Source organism: Halomonas alimentaria (genome assembly GCF_009902005.1).
Classification (GTDB): Bacteria; Pseudomonadota; Gammaproteobacteria; order Pseudomonadales; family Halomonadaceae; genus Halomonas; species Halomonas alimentaria.
On sequence record NZ_WUTT01000001.1, the window covers coordinates 2,552,608 to 2,569,906 of the forward strand.

19 protein-coding genes and 1 other RNA gene are annotated in these 17,299 nt (G+C 67.5%); 6 read left to right on the forward strand and 14 right to left on the reverse strand.

Annotation, left to right across the window (positions count from 1 at the left end; all coding sequences use genetic code 11):
* Positions 1-33 precede the first annotated feature (33 nt).
* From GRB96_RS12075 to rsmI, 5 genes are all read right to left on the reverse strand, one after another.
* Positions 34-1,755, reverse strand: coding sequence for a peptidoglycan D,D-transpeptidase FtsI family protein (locus GRB96_RS12075; protein WP_161432372.1), 1,722 nt, complete (start codon positions 1,753-1,755; stop codon positions 34-36).
* A complete protein-coding gene (ftsL, locus tag GRB96_RS12080; RefSeq protein ID WP_161432373.1) occupies positions 1,752-2,075 on the reverse strand; it encodes a cell division protein FtsL in 324 nt (107 codons plus the stop codon). Before ftsL ends, GRB96_RS12075 begins: the two co-directional genes overlap by 4 nt.
* A gap of 28 nt (positions 2,076-2,103) precedes the next feature.
* On the reverse strand, positions 2,104-3,057 hold the full coding sequence (gene rsmH / locus GRB96_RS12085) for a 16S rRNA (cytosine(1402)-N(4))-methyltransferase RsmH (RefSeq protein ID WP_161432374.1): 954 nt from the start codon (positions 3,055-3,057) through the stop codon (positions 2,104-2,106).
* A gap of 55 nt (positions 3,058-3,112) precedes the next feature.
* Positions 3,113-3,465, reverse strand: an RNA gene (gene rnpB, locus GRB96_RS12090) — RNase P RNA component class A.
* A gap of 246 nt (positions 3,466-3,711) precedes the next feature.
* Positions 3,712-4,569 carry a 16S rRNA (cytidine(1402)-2'-O)-methyltransferase gene (gene rsmI / locus GRB96_RS12095; RefSeq protein WP_161432375.1) on the reverse strand — a complete coding sequence of 286 codons (858 nt, stop codon included), beginning with the start codon at positions 4,567-4,569 and terminating at the stop codon, positions 3,712-3,714.
* A 51-nt stretch (positions 4,570-4,620) separates the two neighbouring features.
* On the opposite strand from rsmI, the gene GRB96_RS12100 reads away from it, so the two are divergent.
* From GRB96_RS12100 to GRB96_RS12115, 4 genes are read left to right on the forward strand one after another with little or no spacing between them, the layout of a single operon-like run.
* Entirely contained in the window at positions 4,621-6,372 is a 1,752-nt protein-coding gene (locus GRB96_RS12100) for a penicillin-binding protein activator (RefSeq protein WP_161432376.1), read from the forward strand.
* Complete coding sequence (locus tag GRB96_RS12105; protein WP_161432377.1) at positions 6,356-6,724, forward strand: YraN family protein; 369 nt, start codon at positions 6,356-6,358, stop codon at positions 6,722-6,724. Before GRB96_RS12100 ends, GRB96_RS12105 begins: the two co-directional genes overlap by 17 nt.
* Before the next feature lie 24 nt (positions 6,725-6,748).
* Entirely contained in the window at positions 6,749-7,342 is a 594-nt protein-coding gene (locus tag GRB96_RS12110) for a phosphoheptose isomerase (protein WP_110281837.1), read from the forward strand.
* On the forward strand, positions 7,339-7,920 hold the full coding sequence (locus GRB96_RS12115; protein WP_161432378.1) for a BON domain-containing protein: 582 nt from the start codon (positions 7,339-7,341) through the stop codon (positions 7,918-7,920). The genes GRB96_RS12110 and GRB96_RS12115 overlap by 4 nt, the downstream gene beginning before the upstream one ends.
* A gap of 109 nt (positions 7,921-8,029) precedes the next feature.
* Here the strand turns inward: GRB96_RS12115 and GRB96_RS12120 are convergent, their stop codons facing one another.
* The 8 genes from GRB96_RS12120 to zapE form a co-directional block, all read right to left on the reverse strand.
* A complete protein-coding gene (locus tag GRB96_RS12120; protein WP_161432379.1) occupies positions 8,030-8,518 on the reverse strand; it encodes a ClpXP protease specificity-enhancing factor in 489 nt (162 codons plus the stop codon).
* Positions 8,519-8,568: 50 nt separating this feature from the next.
* Positions 8,569-9,195, reverse strand: coding sequence for a stringent starvation protein SspA (sspA, locus tag GRB96_RS12125; RefSeq protein ID WP_161432380.1), 627 nt, complete (start codon positions 9,193-9,195; stop codon positions 8,569-8,571).
* Positions 9,196-9,333: 138 nt separating this feature from the next.
* Entirely contained in the window at positions 9,334-10,101 is a 768-nt protein-coding gene (locus tag GRB96_RS12130) for a cytochrome c1 (RefSeq protein WP_161432381.1), read from the reverse strand.
* Positions 10,101-11,360: a cytochrome b gene (locus GRB96_RS12135; protein WP_161432382.1), complete on the reverse strand. Its 1,260-nt coding sequence runs from the start codon at positions 11,358-11,360 to the stop codon at positions 10,101-10,103. Before GRB96_RS12135 ends, GRB96_RS12130 begins: the two co-directional genes overlap by 1 nt.
* Complete coding sequence (gene petA, locus GRB96_RS12140; RefSeq protein WP_161432383.1) at positions 11,360-11,959, reverse strand: ubiquinol-cytochrome c reductase iron-sulfur subunit; 600 nt, start codon at positions 11,957-11,959, stop codon at positions 11,360-11,362. Before petA ends, GRB96_RS12135 begins: the two co-directional genes overlap by 1 nt.
* A 217-nt stretch (positions 11,960-12,176) precedes the next feature.
* On the reverse strand, positions 12,177-12,566 hold the full coding sequence (gene rpsI / locus GRB96_RS12145) for a 30S ribosomal protein S9 (protein ID WP_161432384.1): 390 nt from the start codon (positions 12,564-12,566) through the stop codon (positions 12,177-12,179).
* A gap of 13 nt (positions 12,567-12,579) precedes the next feature.
* Positions 12,580-13,008, reverse strand: a complete 429-nt coding sequence (gene rplM, locus GRB96_RS12150) for a 50S ribosomal protein L13 (RefSeq protein WP_161432385.1) — start codon at positions 13,006-13,008, stop codon at positions 12,580-12,582.
* Between the two features lie 146 nt (positions 13,009-13,154).
* Positions 13,155-14,324 (reverse strand): cell division protein ZapE, encoded by a 1,170-nt coding sequence (gene zapE / locus GRB96_RS12155; RefSeq protein WP_161432386.1) that lies wholly within the window; start codon positions 14,322-14,324, stop codon positions 13,155-13,157.
* 205 nt (positions 14,325-14,529) lie between these two features.
* Here zapE and GRB96_RS12160 point away from each other — a divergent pair, with 205 nt between their 5' ends.
* On the forward strand, positions 14,530-14,979 hold the full coding sequence (locus tag GRB96_RS12160; RefSeq protein ID WP_161432387.1) for a ZapG family protein: 450 nt from the start codon (positions 14,530-14,532) through the stop codon (positions 14,977-14,979).
* 58 nt (positions 14,980-15,037) lie between these two features.
* Here GRB96_RS12160 and GRB96_RS12165 read toward each other — a convergent pair whose 3' ends face one another.
* The gene (locus tag GRB96_RS12165) at positions 15,038-15,799 is read right to left on the reverse strand and encodes a Nif3-like dinuclear metal center hexameric protein (RefSeq protein WP_161432388.1); all 762 of its coding nucleotides are present in this window, start codon (positions 15,797-15,799) and stop codon (positions 15,038-15,040) included.
* Between the two features lie 120 nt (positions 15,800-15,919).
* Between GRB96_RS12165 and GRB96_RS12170 the strand changes: the two genes are divergently transcribed.
* The gene (locus tag GRB96_RS12170) at positions 15,920-17,188 is read left to right on the forward strand and encodes a S1C family serine protease (RefSeq protein WP_161432389.1); all 1,269 of its coding nucleotides are present in this window, start codon (positions 15,920-15,922) and stop codon (positions 17,186-17,188) included.
* The last annotated feature ends 111 nt before the right edge of the window (positions 17,189-17,299 follow it).

The window sequence follows — 17,299 nt, forward strand, 5'->3', positions numbered from 1 at the left end:
GCTTCAGGCGGTCGGTTGGCAGGAGGGGTTCGCTCATTCGTCCTCCGGGACGTGACGCTGGTCGGGGGGTACATCGAGCAGGCGCAGGGCACTGCCGGCGACGCGCGAGAACACCGGTGCCGCCACCGCACCACCGTAGTAGGAGTCGCCCCGCGGGTGGTCGATCATCACCACCGCCACGATGCGCGGGTTGCTGACCGGGGCGATGCCCACGAAGAAGCCGCGATAGGCGTTCTCCTGGTAACCCCCGGCGCCGGTCTTGCGCACCGTGCCGGTCTTGCCGGCGACACGATAGCCCGGCACCTCGGCTCGCCGGGCACCGGTATCCGGCTCGACGACCTTATCCATCATTTCCAGGACCTGGCGAGCGACCTCGGGCGAGATGACCTGCTCCCCCGTGACGGGCTCGTCGAGGCGCAGCAGTGACGGCGGCAGCAGGCGCCCCTGGTTGGCGATGGCAGTAAAGGCACTGGCCAGCTGGAGCGGCGTGACCGAAAGTCCGTAGCCGTAGGAGAGCGCCGCCCACTGGCTGCTCGACCAGCGCACCGGTGCCGGCACCTCCCCGGTCGCCTCGCCGGGAAAGCCGGTACCCGGTGCCTGGCCGAAGCCCAGGCGGCGATAGAGCTGGGGCACCACCGGCTCGTCATAGCGCAGCACCAGCTTGGACATGCCGATATTGGAGGACTTCTCGAGGATACCGGCGAGGTCGAGCTCGCCGTAGTTGCGTATATCGCGGATGGTGAAGCGGTCGATCCGCATCCAGCCGGGGGAGGTATCCACCACGGTGGAGGGAGACAGGTCGCCGGCATCGAGCATGGCCGCCATGGCCAGCGGCTTGACCACCGAGCCGGGCTCGTAGGGGTCGACGATGACTCGGTTGCGCAGCCCCTGGGGATCAAGCCCGGCACGGTTGTTGGGGTTGTAGGAGGGCTGGTTGGCCATGGCCAGCACCTCGCCGGTGCGCGCATCCAGCATCACCACCACGCCACCATCGGCATCCTGCTCGGCCACCGCGGCCTTGAGCTCACGGTAGGCCATGTACTGGAGGCGCTGGTCGATGGAAAGCGTCAGCTCGCCACCGGGCTTGGCCTCGCGCAGCACCTCGAGGTCACGCACCAGGCGTCCGCGCCGGTCCTTGAGCACGCGGCGCAGCCCGGGGGTGCCCGCCAGGTAGGGCTGATAGGCCAGCTCGAGCCCCTCCTGCCCCACGTCGTCGACGTTGGTCACCCCCAGCAGCTGGGCGGCCACCTCGCCGGCCGGGTAGTAGCGCTTGTACTCGTCCTGGCCGTAGACGCCGGGCACACGCAGGTCGAGGACCCGCTGGGCCGCCTCGGGGGTCAGCTGACGGCGCAGGTACATGAACTCGCGCTCGGCATAACGCGCCAGCCGCTCGTTGAGGGTCTCCAGCTCCATGCCCAGCGCCGAGGCCAGCTGGACACGCTGGATGGGGTCATCGGGCACATCCTGGGGGTTGGCCCACAGGGTCACCACCGGGGTGGAGATGGCCAGCGGTTCGCCGTGACGGTCGGCGATCATGCCGCGGTGGGCAGGCAGCGAGTCGGTGCGCAGGGTACGGGCATCGCCCTGCCCCTGCAGGAAGGGGCGGTCGACCACGTGCAGGATGACCACACGCCCCACCAGCAGCCCCAGCCCGAGCAGCACCATTCCCAGCATCACGACATAGCGCAGCCGCCCCATGGGCACGCCGGGCGGGCGACGACGCGGCGACACACCGCTGCGAACTTCGGTATTCATCGCCGGATCACCTCCACCTCGTCCACGCCGGGCAGGCGCATCTCCAGGCGCTCCACGGCCAGGCGCTCGATGCGGGCCGGCGACGACCAGGCACTCTCCTCGAGGAGCAGCTGACCCCACTCGGTCTGCAGCTGCTGCTGCTCGCGTTCGAGCTGCTGCAGGGCGGCGTACTCCTCACGGGTCAGGTGGCTGATGGCGATCACTGCCAGGGCGCTGGCCAGGCAGCCGGCCAGCAGCAGAAGCACCAGCAGCGCGCGCGGGTTCAGGCGCAGCGCCGAGGGCCAGGCGAGACGAGCGGTAAACGACCTTCCCTGTGTCATGCCGACTCCTTCCTTCACTGTCGCATGCTCAATAGCGCTTGCGCGCGACGCGCATCACCGCGCTGCGTGCGCGGGGGTTCTCCTTGACCTCCGACTCCCCGGGACGCTGGGCCTTGCCCACCGCCTCCAGGCGACGCTCGAGCTGCTCGTCGCGAATCGGGATGCCCCGGGGCAGGTGGGTGTCACCCCGCACATGGTGCCGGATGAAACGCTTGACCCGACGATCCTCCAGGGAGTGAAAGCTGATCACCACCAGGTGGCCACCCGGGGCCAGCGCCTCCAGCGCCGCCTCCAGAGCCGCGTCGAGCTGCTCGAGCTCGCCGTTAACCTGGATGCGCAGGGCCTGGAAGACCCGCGTCGCGGGGTGCTTGTGCTTCTCCCAGGCGGGGTGGGCGGTCTTGACCACCTCGGCCAGGTCGGCGGTGCGCTCGAAGCGTCGCTCGGTGCGTCGCGCGAGAATCGCCCTGGCCAGGCGCCGGGCATAGCGCTCCTCGCCGTACTCCTTGAACACCCGAGACAGCTCGGCCTCGCCGGCGCGGGCAATGAAGCCCGCCGCGCTCTCGCCTCGGGTCGGATCCATGCGCATGTCCAGCGGGCCGTCGCGCAGGAAGCTGAAGCCGCGCTCGGGATCGTCGAGCTGGGGAGAGGAGACGCCGATATCGAGCAGCACCCCGGCCAGCCGACCATGCAGCTCATGGGCACGGGCGACCTCGTCGAGGCGGGCGAATTCGGCACGCTCGATGGTGAAGCGCGGGTCATCGATGGCGGCTGCCTCGGCAATCGCCTGAGGGTCACGATCGATGGCCAGCAGCCTGCCCCGGGGCGAGAGGCGCGACAGGATCTCCCGCGAGTGGCCGCCGCGACCGAAGGTACCGTCGAGATAGGCACCATCGGAATCGTGGACCAGGGCATCGACCGCACCGTCGAGCAGCACGCTGGCGTGGCGAAAACCCCGCGGGGGTGTATCAGGGGCGGACTGCATGCGCTTATCGATCCACGGTGGGGCGACGGAGAGTTCCGCCGCCGGACTGAAAACAGGGGGGAGCCGGCCGATAAGCCGGGTTCTGTCGAGGACAGTCATTCATCTAGGGGTCGCGTCACCACGACCCTCGAGCAACCTACCCGAACCCGGCGCGGGCCACGCCAGCGGGTTCCTATTTGGTCTTGCTCCGAGTGGGGTTTACCGTGCCACGCACTGTTACCAGGCGCGCGGTGCGCTCTTACCGCACCCTTTCACCCTTACCGGCCTCCCGAGGGAGACGTAGGCGGTCTGCTCTCTGCTGCACTTTCCGTCGGCTCACGCCGCCCAGGCGTTACCTGGCACTCTGCCCTGTGGAGCCCGGACTTTCCTCCCCCGGATCACTCCGGCGGCGACTGTCTGGCCGACTCCCGCGGCAAGGATACCAGTGCCTCGGGCTGCCCTCAATGTCGACCCATCCTGTCCCAGGGCATTCGCAGTTACCGACAGAGAGATAGCGAAAGGCGCCGGGGACAGGTCGAAGAGGGGGTCCAAGGACCAGGGATGGCCGAGGTAGCCTACAAGGAAGTACTCGTAGCGCCCCTTCGGAGGCCTGTCGCCGGAACAGCCTTGAGTGGAGCTGCCATCTGCAATAGCCCTGCATCCTGTCCACCCGCCCTACCCCTGCTCCTTCAACGCCAAGGCGCGGGCATACCAGGCCTTCTTGGCGCCCCCCAGCACACGCGACGCCACCGCCGCAGTCTGCTTGACGCCGGCGCCCTCGGCCAGCAGCGCCGCGAGCAGCGCCTCCCCCTCCACTTCGCCGCCGGCGCCCTTCTCGCGCGGCGGCGCACCGGCCACCATCACCACGAACTCGCCGCGGGCCTGGTTGGGGTCCTCCTCCATGCGCCGGGACAGCTCGGCGGCGCTGCCCTCCAGAAAGGTCTCGAAGGCCTTGGTCAGCTCCCGCGCCAGCACCAGGCGACGCTCGCCGAATACCGTCCCGATATCCGTCAGGGTGTCGCGAATGCGATGCGGCGATTCATAGAAGACCAGGGTCTCGCTGCGCGTCGACAGCTCCTCGAGCTGCGCGCGACGCGCCCCGCCCTTGGCCGGCAGGAAGCCATGGAAGGTGAAGCGGTCGGTAGGCAAGCCCGCGGCCGAGAGAGCGGCGACCAGCGCACAGGCACCGGGAACCGGCACGATGCGCCGCCCCCGGGCGCGCAACTCGCGCACCAGCACGAAGCCGGGGTCGCTGATCAGCGGCGTACCGGCATCGGAGACCAGGGCGATGGACTCGCCGGCGGCCAGGCGGGCGTCCAGCTGCTCGACCCGCGCCGCCTCGTTATGCTCATGCAGCGACAGCATGGGCACCTGCACCCCCAGGTGGCGCAGCAGGCGTGCGGTGTGCCGGGTGTCCTCGGCGGCGACCAGCGCCACCTCGGCCAGCACCCCGGCGGCACGCGGGCTCAGGTCGGCCAGATTCCCAATCGGCGTGGCGACCACGTACAATGAAGCAGAGTTCGGTTCTGACACGTCGCCTCCTCGGCGGGCTCCCGATACGACGGATGAAGAAAGGAAGGATGCATGCTCACACTCACACGCGGCCTGCTGGCCACCGCGCTACTCGCGCTGCTGCTGGCCGGCTGCGCCTACCAGCCGGGCATCGTCGAGCGCGTCACCGATGATGACCCCGCGAGCCTGCTCGAGCAGGCCCAGCAACAGGAACCGGACCAGGCGGCGCGCACGCGGCTGGACGCGGCGGACATCCTAGCACGCCAGGGGGAGCGCACCCAGGCACTCGAGATCGCCCGCAATATCGACGATGCTCGCCTGGCCGGCGACCAGCGGGCGCGCTGGGCGCTGCTGCTGGCCGATCTCGGCGAGAGTGAAGGCAACCCCGAGGCGGTGATCCGCGCGACCCAGGACCTCGACGGCCTGGAGCTGAATCGTGGCCAGGCACTGGCCCTGCGCGAACAGCGGGGCCTGGCCCTGCTCGAGGTCGATGAGCCCCTTGCCGCCGCCGAGGCCCTGCTGGCAGTGCAGGCAGAGTCCGATGACGAGGCCCTCAACGACCCCATCTGGCGCGCCCTGGGGGGGCTCGATGGGCGCCGGCTGACCCGGTTAGGTGAACAGGGCGATGCCCTGACCCGCGGCTGGGTCGAGTTGAGCGAGACGGTGCGCAGCGGCGGTGGCGATATCGAGCGCCTGTTCCAGCGCCTGGATGACTGGCGCAGCCGCAATCAGCGCCACCCGGCGGCACGCCGACTGCCGGCAGACCTGCTCGCCCTGCGCGAGCTGAGCGGCCAGGAGGTACAGCATATCGCCGTGCTGCTGCCCGACTCCGGCCCCCTGTCACGAATCGCCGAGGCCGTCGCCGAGGGCATTCGTACCCAGCACCGCCTGTCGAATGATGCCAATGTCCGCCTGAGCTTCATCGATGGCTCCTCCGGCAGCCTCGAGGCGCTCTATCGGGAAGCCGAGAATCGCGGCGCCCAGGTAGTGATCGGCCCCCTCGACAAGGACCGGGTCAGCGAACTCGAGCGCCGCGACCGGGTGCCACTCCCCACCCTGGCGCTCAACTACGGCAGGGGCGGCAGCAATCACGCCGAGGGGCTCTTCCAGTACGGCCTCTCCGCCGAGGACGAGGCCGCCCAGGCCGCCCAGCGCGCCTGGCGCGACGGGCATCGCCGCGCCGCCCTGCTGGTACCTGACAACGACTGGGGGCGCCGCGTCGGCGAGGCCTTCTGGGATGAATGGCGCGCCCAGGGCGGGGAGGTCACCAAGGCGGTGCGCTACAACCCCGGCGCCGCCGCCACCGAAAGCACCCGTCGCGCCATCGCCGAGGCACGCCCCGACGCCCTGTTCATGCTGGCGCTTCCCGACTACGCCCGCCAGGTACCACCGACCCTGGACTATTACGGCGCCGGCGACCTGCCGGTGTATGCCACCTCGCACCTGTTCAACGGGCAGCTCAATCCGCGCCTCGACGGCGACCTGGACGACGTGCTGTTCCTCGACATCCCCTGGCAGATCCCCGATGCCGCCGTGGGCGGCGAGGACGCCCTGCCCTTCTCCGCGAGCTACCGCGCCCTGCGCGAGGAGGCGGACCCCAACCTCTTCCGCCTGAACGCCATGGGGGTCGACGCCTTCGAGCTGGCGCGGCGGCTGCCCCAGTTCCAGCTGGTGTCGGGCAGCGAGGTGTTCGGCGCCACCGGCACCCTGCGCCCGGGGCCCGACGGCCGTATCCAGCGTCAGCTGCCCTGGGCACGCTTTGTCAACGGCGTCCCTCAGCCGGTGCTGATCCCGGGGATCTTCGGTGATGAGCAGTCCCCGTAATGCACGGGCCCGCGGCGAGGCCATCGAGCGCCTCGTCGCGGCCTGGCTCACAGAGCGCGGCCTGACGCCGGTGGCCGCCAACCAGCACGCCAAGGGTGGCGAACTGGATCTGGTGATGCGCGACGGCGAGACCCTGGTCTTCGTCGAGGTGCGTCACCGGGCCGATACACGCCACGGCCACCCCCTCGAGACCATCACCGCCACCAAGCAGCGCCGCCTGGTCCGGGCGGCGCGTTTTTATCTCCAGCGCAACCGGCTATCATGTGCCTGCCGCTTCGATGTGGTGGCCGTGACCGGCCAGCCCCCCGAACTCGACATCCAGTGGGTGGTCAACGCCTTCGATGCCTACTAACTCGCCAGAGGAACCCGACTCAGCATGGATTTCCAGCAGCGCATTCTCGGCCACTTCAACGCCAGCATCGACACCAAGACCTACGCCAGTGAAGTGCTGCCGCCCTTCATCGAGGTGGCCAGCCAGATGATGGTCCAGTGCCTGGTCAGCGAGGGCAAGATCCTGGCCTGCGGCAACGGCGGCAGCGCCGGCGACAGCCAGCACTTCTCGTCGGAGCTGCTCAACCGTTTCGAGCGGGAGCGCCCCAGCCTGCCCGCCCTGGCGCTGACGACCGACACCTCGACCCTGACCTCCATCGCCAACGACTACAGCTACAACGAGGTCTTCTCCAAGCAGGTGCGCGCCCTAGGCCAGCCCGGCGATATCCTGCTGGCGATCTCCACCAGCGGCAACTCGGCCAACGTCATCCAGGCCATCCAGGCCGCCCATGACCGCGACATGACGGTGGTGGCACTGACCGGACGCGACGGCGGCAACATGGCCTCGCTGCTCGGCCAGGACGACTGCGAGATCCGCGTCCCGGCGACCTCCACCGCGCGCATCCAGGAGGTCCACCTGCTGGTGATCCACTGCCTCTGCGACCTGATCGACGAACAACTCTTTGGAGCAAGCGAATGACGACACGCACCCCCCTGCTCAGCGCGCTGCTGCTGTCCGCCGTCCTGGGCCTCGCCGGCTGCACCACCGTGACCAGCGTGACGCACCAGGGCACCATCGACGAGAACTACGGCAAGCGCACCGCCGGTGCTCAGGTCGAGGATCAGAGCATCGAGACCAAGATCTCCCACAACCTCGGCCGCACCGACGCCCGCCTGGGCGATGCCCGGATCAATGTCGACAGCTACAACGGCGTGGTACTGCTTACCGGCCAGGTCCCCAGCGAGGAGCTCAAGGCCCGGGCCAACGAAGTGGCCAGTGACGTGCGCAACGTGCGCACCATTCACAATGAGCTCACCATCGCCGGCAACCTGCCCGCCAGCCAGCGGCTCTCGGATACCTGGCTCAATACGCGCATCCGCACCCACCTGGCCGCCAACGAGAGCATCGACTCGAGCCGCATCCGGGTGATCACCGAAAATGCCAGCGTCTACCTGATGGGCATCGTGACCCGTGCCGAGGCCGAGCGCATCGTCCAGGCAGTCTCGCAGCTGGGCGGCATGCAGCGTATCGTCAAGGTGTTCGACTATCTTGACTGACGGGCTCGACTGACCGGCGTGCCCGACGGGCACCGCGACAAGCCCCCCCCCAACGCAGGACGGCAGGCCCTCGGGCCTGCCGTCCTGGGTTTCCACACCTGACCGGGAACTACTTGATCACGCGCAGCGAGGGCCTGCCCTTGGGCGGGCGACGGTTGCCTTCACCCTCCTCGGCCGGAGGCTCCTCGCCTGCCGAGGCATCGCCGTCACTCTCCACCTCGGTCAGCGTCGGCGCCTCCTCGTCGGCGGCATCGGCGGGCTGCGGCATCACCGGCTCATGGCCGAAGACCATGCCCACGCCATTCTCGCGACCATAGATGGCCACCAGGGCGTCGCTCGGCACCATCACCCGCATGGGCTGGCCACCGAAGCGGGCCCCGAAGCTGATCGCGTCGTTCTCCATGGCGAGATCACGTACCGCGGTCGGCGACAGGTTGAGGACTATCTGGCCGTTCTGCACGAACTGCCGCGGGACCTCGACGTCGGGGTGCTCCGCATCGACCACGATATGCGGCGTGAGGTCGTTGTCCAGCAGCCACTGGAACAGGGCCCTGGCCAGGTAGGGGCGACTGGATAGGTTGGGACGACTGGAATCCATCGTCAGGCCCTCCTCCGTTGAACGGCCGCCCGCAGGCGACCGGAAGTGTATCAGCTACGCATCTCGCGCTCGCGTTCACTCAGCGAGGCCTTGAAGCCATCACGCTCGAAGACCCGTTCCATGTAGCCGAGCAGCGGCCCTACCTGCTTCTCGGGCAGCTCGATGCCCAGTGCCGGCAGGCGCCACAGGATCGGTGCCAGGCAGCAGTCCACCAGGGTGAACTCCTCGCTCATGAAGAACGCCATGTCCTCGAAGATGGGCGAGATACCCACCAGGCTCTCGCGCAGCTCCTTGCGTGCCTTGTCCGCCTCCTTCTTGGCCCCCTGCTCGATCTGCTCCACCAGCGGGCACCACTCGCGCTCGATGCGATGCATCCAGAGGCGGCTCTGGGCACGCGCCACCGGATAGACCGGCAGCAGCGGAGGATGCGGGAAGCGCTCGTCCAGGTACTCCATCATCACCTTGGACTCGTACAACACCAGATCACGATCCAGCAGGGTCGGCACGCTGTTGTAGGGGTTGAGGTCGGCGAGCTCCTCGGGGGGCTGGTCCTGGGTGACTTCCACGATGTCCACCGCCACACCCTTCTCGGCGAGCACGATACGCACCCGATGACTGAAGTGATCGGTACCACCGGAATAGAAGATCATCGACGACCGCTTGGCCACTACACCCATGAAACAATCCTCGCATCAAATCGAACGACTATGATAACACGCGGGCAGCGCTCCGCGGGGGAGCGTTTCGCCCGGCACATACGTCGCGGGGGCGCATGGCCGTTGGCCGTGCGCCCCCGCATTGTCCACCGCGGTGGATCAGTGGATGTCGCGCCAGTACTCGCGCTTGAGCAGGTAGGCGATGACACCGAAGATGAAGATGAAGATCAGCACCTTGGGCGCCAGGGCCTGGGCCTGCAGCTTGGAGGGCTCGCCGACGTAGGCCAGGAAGTTGGTCAGGTCATAGACCGCTTCCTCGAACTCCGCGGGCTCCATCTCACCGGGCTGGGTCACCTGCAGGGTCTCGCAGGACTGGTACTTGCCGGTCAGCGGATCGAGCTCGGCCCCTTCTACCGGGCGGTCGGTCTCGGCACACACCTTCTCCTGCACACCCTGCAGCGGCTCCAGCACGTTGGGCATGGCCACCAGGTCGAACACGGCGTTGTTCACCCCGGTGCCGGTGCTCGGATCCTTGTAGAACGACAGCAGGTAGGAGTAGATCCAGTCGGTACCGCGCAGGCGCGACTCCAGGGTCAGGTCGGGCGGCGCTGCACCAAACCAGGCCTCGCCGTCATCCTGGCTCATGGCGATATGCATCTGGTCGTTGAAGGCCAGGTCGGAGGAGAAGATCAGGTTCTCCTCGACCAGGTCCTGGGGCATGTTCAGGTCCTCGGCAGCCCGCGCGAAGCGCTGGTGCTCGAGGGAGTGACAGCCCATGCAGTAGTTGGTGTAGAGCTGCATGCCCCGCTGCAACGACGCCTTGTCGTCCAGGTCGGGCGTCATGGAGTACGGCACGCTCGCCCCCCCCGCGGCCATCGCCGTCAGGGGCACCAGCGCGAAGAGCAGTGCGAACAGTTGCTTTTTCATTAGCCAGTCACCCTCTCCGGAACGGGTTTGGTCTTCTCCAGCCGGGTGTAGAACGGCATCAGCAGGAAGAAGGCGAAGTAGATAGCGGTGCAGATCTGGGCCACCAGGGTCCGACCATCGGTGGCGGGCAACACGCCCAGCACCCCGAGGATCACGAAGCTGATGGCGAACAGCACCAGCATCACCTTGGAAATCCAGCCCTTGTAGCGGATGGAGCGCACCGGGCTGCGGTCGAGCCAGGGCAGCACGAAGAGCACCGCGATCGCCCCCCCCATGCAGATCACGCCGAGGAGCTTGGCGTCGAGGCCGAACAGCGAGAAGTTGATGGCGCGCAGGATCGCGTAGAAGGGCGTGAAGTACCACACCGGCGCGATATGGTCCGGGGTCACCATGGGGTTCGCCGGCTCGAAGTTGGGCTTCTCGAGGAAGTAGCCGCCACCCTCGGGGAAGTAGAAGATCACCACCGCGAAGACGAACAGGAACACCGCCACACCGACGATATCCTTCACCGTGTAGTACGGGTGGAAGGGGATGCCGTCCAGCGGCTTGCCGGTCTCGTCCTTCTTCTGCTTGATGTCGATGCCGTCCGGGTTGTTGGAGCCGACTTCATGCAGGGCAATGATGTGCAGCACCACCAGCGCCAGGATCACGATGGGCAGCGCCACCACGTGCAGGGCGAAGAAGCGATTGAGCGTGATACCGGAGATCAGGAAGTCGCCGCGCACCCACTGGGTCAGGTCGGGGCCGATCACCGGGATGGCGGAGAACAGCGAGATGATGACCTGGGCACCCCAGTAGGACATCTGCCCCCAGGGCAGCAGGTAGCCCATGAAGGCCTCGGCCATCAACGCCAGGTAGATCGCCATGCCGAAGATCCACACCAGCTCGCGGGGGGCCTTGTAGGAGCCATAGAGCAGGCCGCGGAACATGTGCAGGTAGACCACCACGAAGAACGCCGTGGCGCCGGTGGAGTGCATATAGCGAATCAGCCAGCCCCACTCCACATCGCGCATGATGTACTCGACGGAGGCGAAGGCGCCCTCCGCGGAGGGGTTGTAGCTCATGGTCAGCCAGATGCCGGTCAGGATCTGGTTGACCAGCACCAGCAGCGCCAGCGAGCCGAAGAAGTACCAGAAGTTGAAGTTCTTGGGGGCGTAGTACTTGGACAGGTGCTCCTGCCACATCTGCGTCGCGGGGAAGCGCTCATCCACCCAGCGCATGAGCCCCTTCTCCGCCATCGCCTTGTTCGGGTTACCCATCAGGCAGTCTCCTCATCTTCGCCAACGACAATGATATCGTCGGACTCGAAGCGGTAAGGCGGCACCTCCAGGTTGGTGGGCGCCGGCACCCCGCGGAATACCCGACCCGCCAGGTCGAAACGCGAACCGTGACAGGGGCAGAAGTAGCCACCCGGCCAGTCGTCGGTGCCCACGTCGTCGGCATCCGGCTCGGGACGGAACAGCGGTGAGCAGCCCAGATGGGTGCAGATCCCGATATAGACGCCAAGTTCGGGCTTGATCGCCCGCAGCGGCCCCGTCACATAGGCGGGCTGCTGGGGAACCTCCGAATCGGGATCGGCCAGACGCGAGGCGTCGAAGCCCTCGGTTCGCTCGACCATCTCCGGGGTACGGTAGACGACCCACACCGGTTTGCCGCGCCACTCCACGACCATGCGCTGACCCGGCTCCAGCTTGGACACGTCAGCCTTTACCGGCGCGCCCGCCGCTCTCGCCCTGGCACTCGGCTGCCAGGAAGCCACAAAGGGGACCGCAACCCCGACGGCACCAACCCCACCTACAACGGTGGTGGCACCCACGAGGAAACGGCGCCGACCCTTGTTCACGCCGTTATCTGCCATTTCAAGGTTTCTCCCATCAGCTTACCCGTTGATCCATCACGGGCATCATCCCCGCGAACACGGACACCAAATGCGGTACATGTTAAGAAATCGAGCCGCCCCGCACAAGGAAAAGGACCTTGACCAAGGTGGCATGGCACACACAAATTGTTGACCCAGAACAAGAAACGCCCGGGTTGATAAACCCGGGCGTCGAAGCTTCCAAGATGGCTGGCGATCAGCGCTTGGAGAACTGCGGACGGCGGCGCGCCTTGCGCAGACCGACCTTCTTGCGCTCGACCTGGCGTGCGTCACGGGTCACATAGCCCGCCTCGCGCAGCGGCGCGCGGAAGTCCTCGTTATAGGACATCAGGGCGCGGGTGATGCCGTGACGGATCGCGCCGGCCTGGGCAGAACCACCACCGCCCTTGACGGTCACGTAGACGTCGAACTGGCCCAGGGTCTCGGTCAGCTCGAGGGGCTGACGGACCACCATGCGACCGGTGACGCGACCGAAGTACTGGTCCAGCTCACGGCTGTTGACGGTGATCTTGCCGGTGCCCGGCTTCAGGAAGACGCGGGCGGTAGAGGTCTTGCGGCGCCCGGTACCGTAATACTGCTGTGTCATGGCGAAGATTCCCTCAGAAGTTCAGTTCTTGCGGCTGCTGGGCGGCGTGCGGATGCTCGGCGCCGGCGTAGACCTTGAGTTTGGTATACATGGCGCGGCCCAGGGGGCCCTTCGGCAGCATGCCCTTGACGGCACTCTCGATGATACGCTCGGGGGCGTGGTCGAGCATCTTGTCGAAGGTCATGGAACGCAGGCCACCCGGGTAACCGGTGTGGCGATAGTAGGTCTTGGCCTTGGCCTTGTTGCCGGTGACCTTCACCTTCTCGGCGTTGATAACGACGATGTAGTCGCCGGTATCCACGTGCGGGGTGAACTCCGGCTTGTGCTTGCCGCGCAGGCGACGAGCGATCTCTGTGGCCAGACGGCCCAGCGTCTTGTCCGTGGCGTCGACGACGTACCAGTCGCGCTCGACGGACTGCGGTTTGGCAGTGAACGTCTTCATGGAATCTCACCAATCAAGTGTATTGGGTTATCAGCCGATCATCCGGCATGCAACCATCCCTATTCTTCTTGGTTGCCCCCGACTGGCGGGCACAACGAGTAGAGCGCGCGAATTCTACATGGGCACGGCCCACAAGGCAATGCCACTCAGGGCTTGTGGGGTAGTGCCAGGTAGTCGTGGGACTGCATCTCCTGCAGCCGCGACAGGGTGCGCTGGAACTCGAATTCAAGGCGCCCGTCGGCGTACAGGGCCTCGGCGGGCACCTCCGCGGACATCAGCAGCTTGACGCCGCGATCGTAGAACTCATCGACCATGTTGATGAAGCGTCGCGCCTGGTCGTCGGTGGCCCCGCTCATGCGGGTCACGTTGGAAACCAGCACCGAGTGGAACTCGCGGGCCAGCTCGATATAGTCGTTCTGGCTGCGCGGACCGTCGCACAGCTCGCGGAACTCGAACCACACCACATCGTCGTGGAGCCGCCGGGCGTGCAGCACGCGATGGTTCACCTCCAGCGGCACATCGACCTCGCCGTCATGGCCGGCGATCTCGCGGAAGCTGCGCGCCAGCTCCACCTCGGCAGCCTCGTCGAGGGGCGAGTGGAAGATCTCGGCACGCTCCAGAGCGCGCAGCCGGTAGTCGATACCCGAGTCGACATTGACCACCTCGCAGTGGCGCTCGAGCAGGTCGATGGCCGGCAGGAAGCGTGCGCGCTGCAGGCCATCCTTGTAGAGATCGCCGGGCACGATATTGGAGGTCGCAACCAGCACCACCCCACGCTCGAACAGCGCCTCGAGCAGGTTGGCCAGGATCATGGCATCGGTGATGTCCTTGACGAAGAATTCGTCGAAGCAGATCACCCTGGCCTCGGCGGCGAACTTCGCGGCGATCAGGCGCAGCGGATTCTTCTCGCCCTTGTAGTGCTCCAATTCGTTGTGCACCCGCTGCATGAAGCGGTGGAAGTGGGTACGCATCTTCTCGGGAAAGGGCAGCGACTCGTAGAAGGCGTCCACGAGGTAGGTCTTGCCGCGCCCGACACCGCCCCAGAAGTAGAGCCCGCGGACCTCCGGCAGGACCGGCGCCTCGGGTTCACTGCGTGCACGCTTGCCGAACAGCCCGGCCACGCGTGAGGCCAGCCCACCACCCGAAGCGGCAGGGCGCGGCGGCGACGCCGGCGCCGCGAGCAGCTCCTCGTACAGTCGCTGCAGATGCGCCACGGCCTGCTCCTGGGCGGCGTCATACTGGAAGTCGTCACGTTCCAGATCGGCCCGATAGCGGGCCATGGGGGTGGGACGAACGTCTCGATTTGCGGCACTCATGGGGGCGAAAACGGCCTGTTGCGGCTTCGACAGGCTGCATATTATACGCGCCTGAACCACGAAGCGCATCGCCGACGCCTGTCCGCGTTGACCCGGCGATGGCGCTCGCCCCTATAATGGTGCGCGCCGGGGCTACCGCCCCACCACCGGATCCGCCCGCCGAAACGCCGGCCGCTGGATCGTTCACCGCCGCAGGGAGACCGACGTGGACGAGAGCAACATCAACTGGATTCTGGCCATCGCCTGCCTGCTGGCCGGTATCGGCCTGGGAGCACTGGGCTACCACCTGCTCAATGCCGGTGCACACGGCATGCAGCGCCTGCGCCAGCGACTCGCCGAACGCGACCGGGAGCTTGCGGCCCTGCGCGACGGCCTCGACGAGCACTTCGACGAGGTCAGCCGACTGGCGGAATTGCTGCGCCGGGACGGTGAGGCGCTGGCCGCCCGCCTCGCCGAGGATGCCGGCAACCTCGGCGGGCGCACACGGAACCGCCCGGGCCTTGCCGTGGAGACGCCCGCCATCCCTGCCGACGCCACCAACGACGAGGCCCTGCCGACGCCCCGTGACTATGCCGACGGCTCCGGCGGCACCCTATCCGAGGACTTCGGCCTCAAGGACGATGCCAGCCGGGAGCCCGAGGCTCCTCGCTACTGAGCCGAGTACCAGCCACCAGCGCCCCGCCCCACCGGCGGGGCGTTGCGGTTTCAGGGCCTCATGCCGGGTTATCGATATCCACGAAGCGGTGCTCGATGCCGAACTCTCCGGCCAGCCACTCGCCCAGCGCGCAGACACCGTCGCGCTCGGTGGCGTGGTGCCCCGCACACAGGTAGTGAATGCCCAGCTCGCGGGCCAGATGGGTGGTGCGTTCGGAGATCTCTCCGGAGATGAAGGCGTCGGCGCCCGCCTCCCAGGCCGCGGTGATCATGTCCTGGGCACCGCCGGTGCACCAGGCCACCCGCTCGATGCGCCCACTCGCCGGCGCCTCCACCAGCAGCGCCTCGCGCCCCAGACGCTCACCGACGTGGTCGGCCAGCGCCCGCGCATCCATCACCGACGGTGGCGCCCCCAGCCAGAGGAGCCCCTCCCCGAGCTCACCGTCGGCGCACCCTTCCACCGTGAAGCCCAGCCGACGCCCCAGCTCGGCGTTATTGCCGAGCCCGGCATGGGCATCCAGCGGCAGATGATAGGCCAGCAGGCTAATGTCGTGGGCCAGCAGGGTCTTCAGGCGGCGCCGTTTCATACCGGTGATGGCCACCGGCTCGTTCTTCCAGAAATAGCCATGGTGCACGAGCACCAGGTCGGCCTCCCACGCCAGCGCCTCGTCGAGCAGCGCCTGGCAGGCGGTGACGCCGCTCAGCACCCGCATGACCTCGTCACGCCCCTCCACCTGCAGGCCGTTGACGGTGTAGTCCTTGAAGCGCTCGGGCTGCAGCTTGCTGGCGCAGGCCGCCACCAGGGTGTCGCGATGGGTCATCGTCTCCTCCGGACGCTGTGGAATGAAGGTGTTACCATGCGCCGATTGTAACCGTCACCGACGAGTGCCGGCGACCGTCACAGACCTGACGCGACCGCCCGGACGAGAACCGAGTCCCGCATGCCGTACCGACTACCGCGCCATCGCCTTCGCTCCCTCGCCCCCTACCTGCTGCCGGTACTGATCGGGGTGCTGCTGGCCGTGATACTGCTCAATGCCTTCCCGCAGCTCACCGGCCGCGATACGGCCGACTCGCCGTCGCCACAAGCGCCCTCCCCGACCCGGCGCGAGCCGCTGGCGGTGTCCCCCGATGTCGCGGCATCCAGCGATGAAACCGAGCGCCCCGCCCCGGCACTGCGCCAGGCACCGCCGCTCGCCCGCGAACAGGGGCCGGCCAGCTACGCCGCCGCGGTGGAGCGTGCCGCCCCGGCGGTCGTCAATATCTACTCCTCACGGGTCGTCGAGCGCGACCAGCACCCGCTGATGTCGGACCCCTTCTTCCGCCAGTTCTTCGGTGACGACATGCCGACGCGCCAACGCATGCTCTCGAGTCTCGGCTCGGGCGTCATCGTCAGTGAAGAGGGCTATGTGCTGACCAACCACCATGTCATCGGCGGCGCCGACCAGATCCAGGTAGCCCTGCGCGACGGCCGAGAGACCCTGGCCGAGGTGATCGGTACCGACCCGGAGAGCGACCTCGCCGTGCTGCGCATCCAGCTCGACGACCTGCCGGTGATCGAGCTCGCCGACTCCGCCGAGGTGGCTATCGGCGATGTGGCCCTGGCCATCGGCAACCCCTTCGGGGTCGGCCAGACGGTCACCATGGGCATCATCAGTGCCACCGGCCGCAGCCACCTGGGGCTCAACGCCTACGAGGACTTCATCCAGACCGATGCCGCCATCAACCCGGGCAACTCCGGAGGCGCGCTGATCAGCCCCGACGGCGCCATGGTCGGCATCAACACCGCCATCTTCTCGCGCTCCGGCGGCTCCCAGGGCATCGGCTTCGCCATCCCCGCCAACCTGGCGCGCAATATCCTCGAGGAGCTGGTCACCCAGGGGCGGGTGATCCGTGGCTGGTTGGGAGTCGAGGCCCAGGAGCTCAACCCGGAGCTGGCCGCCTCCTTCGGCCTGCAGGCGCCGCGTGGCGTGATCATTGCCGGAGTGGTTCCGGGAGGCCCTGCCGACCAGGCCGGCCTGCGCCCCGGTGACGTGCTGCTCTCGATCGAGGGCCGACCGATCCTCGATGCCCGGGAAACGATGTCCGACATTGCCGCGGTGGAGCCCGGCGATAGCCTGCCGCTCACCGTGGTACGCGGCGGCGAGGAGCTGGAGCTGACGGTAGAAGTCGGCGAACGCCCGCCCCCCGAGCTGCGCAGCCCCGAGTAGCCGCTCGGCCTCGACGTCACCCGGCCATTACCACTCCCCCACAACGCAGAGGGCCCCGCCATCCGGCGGGGCCCTCTGCTTACAGCCAGTCATTCATGCAGCTGACTGGCC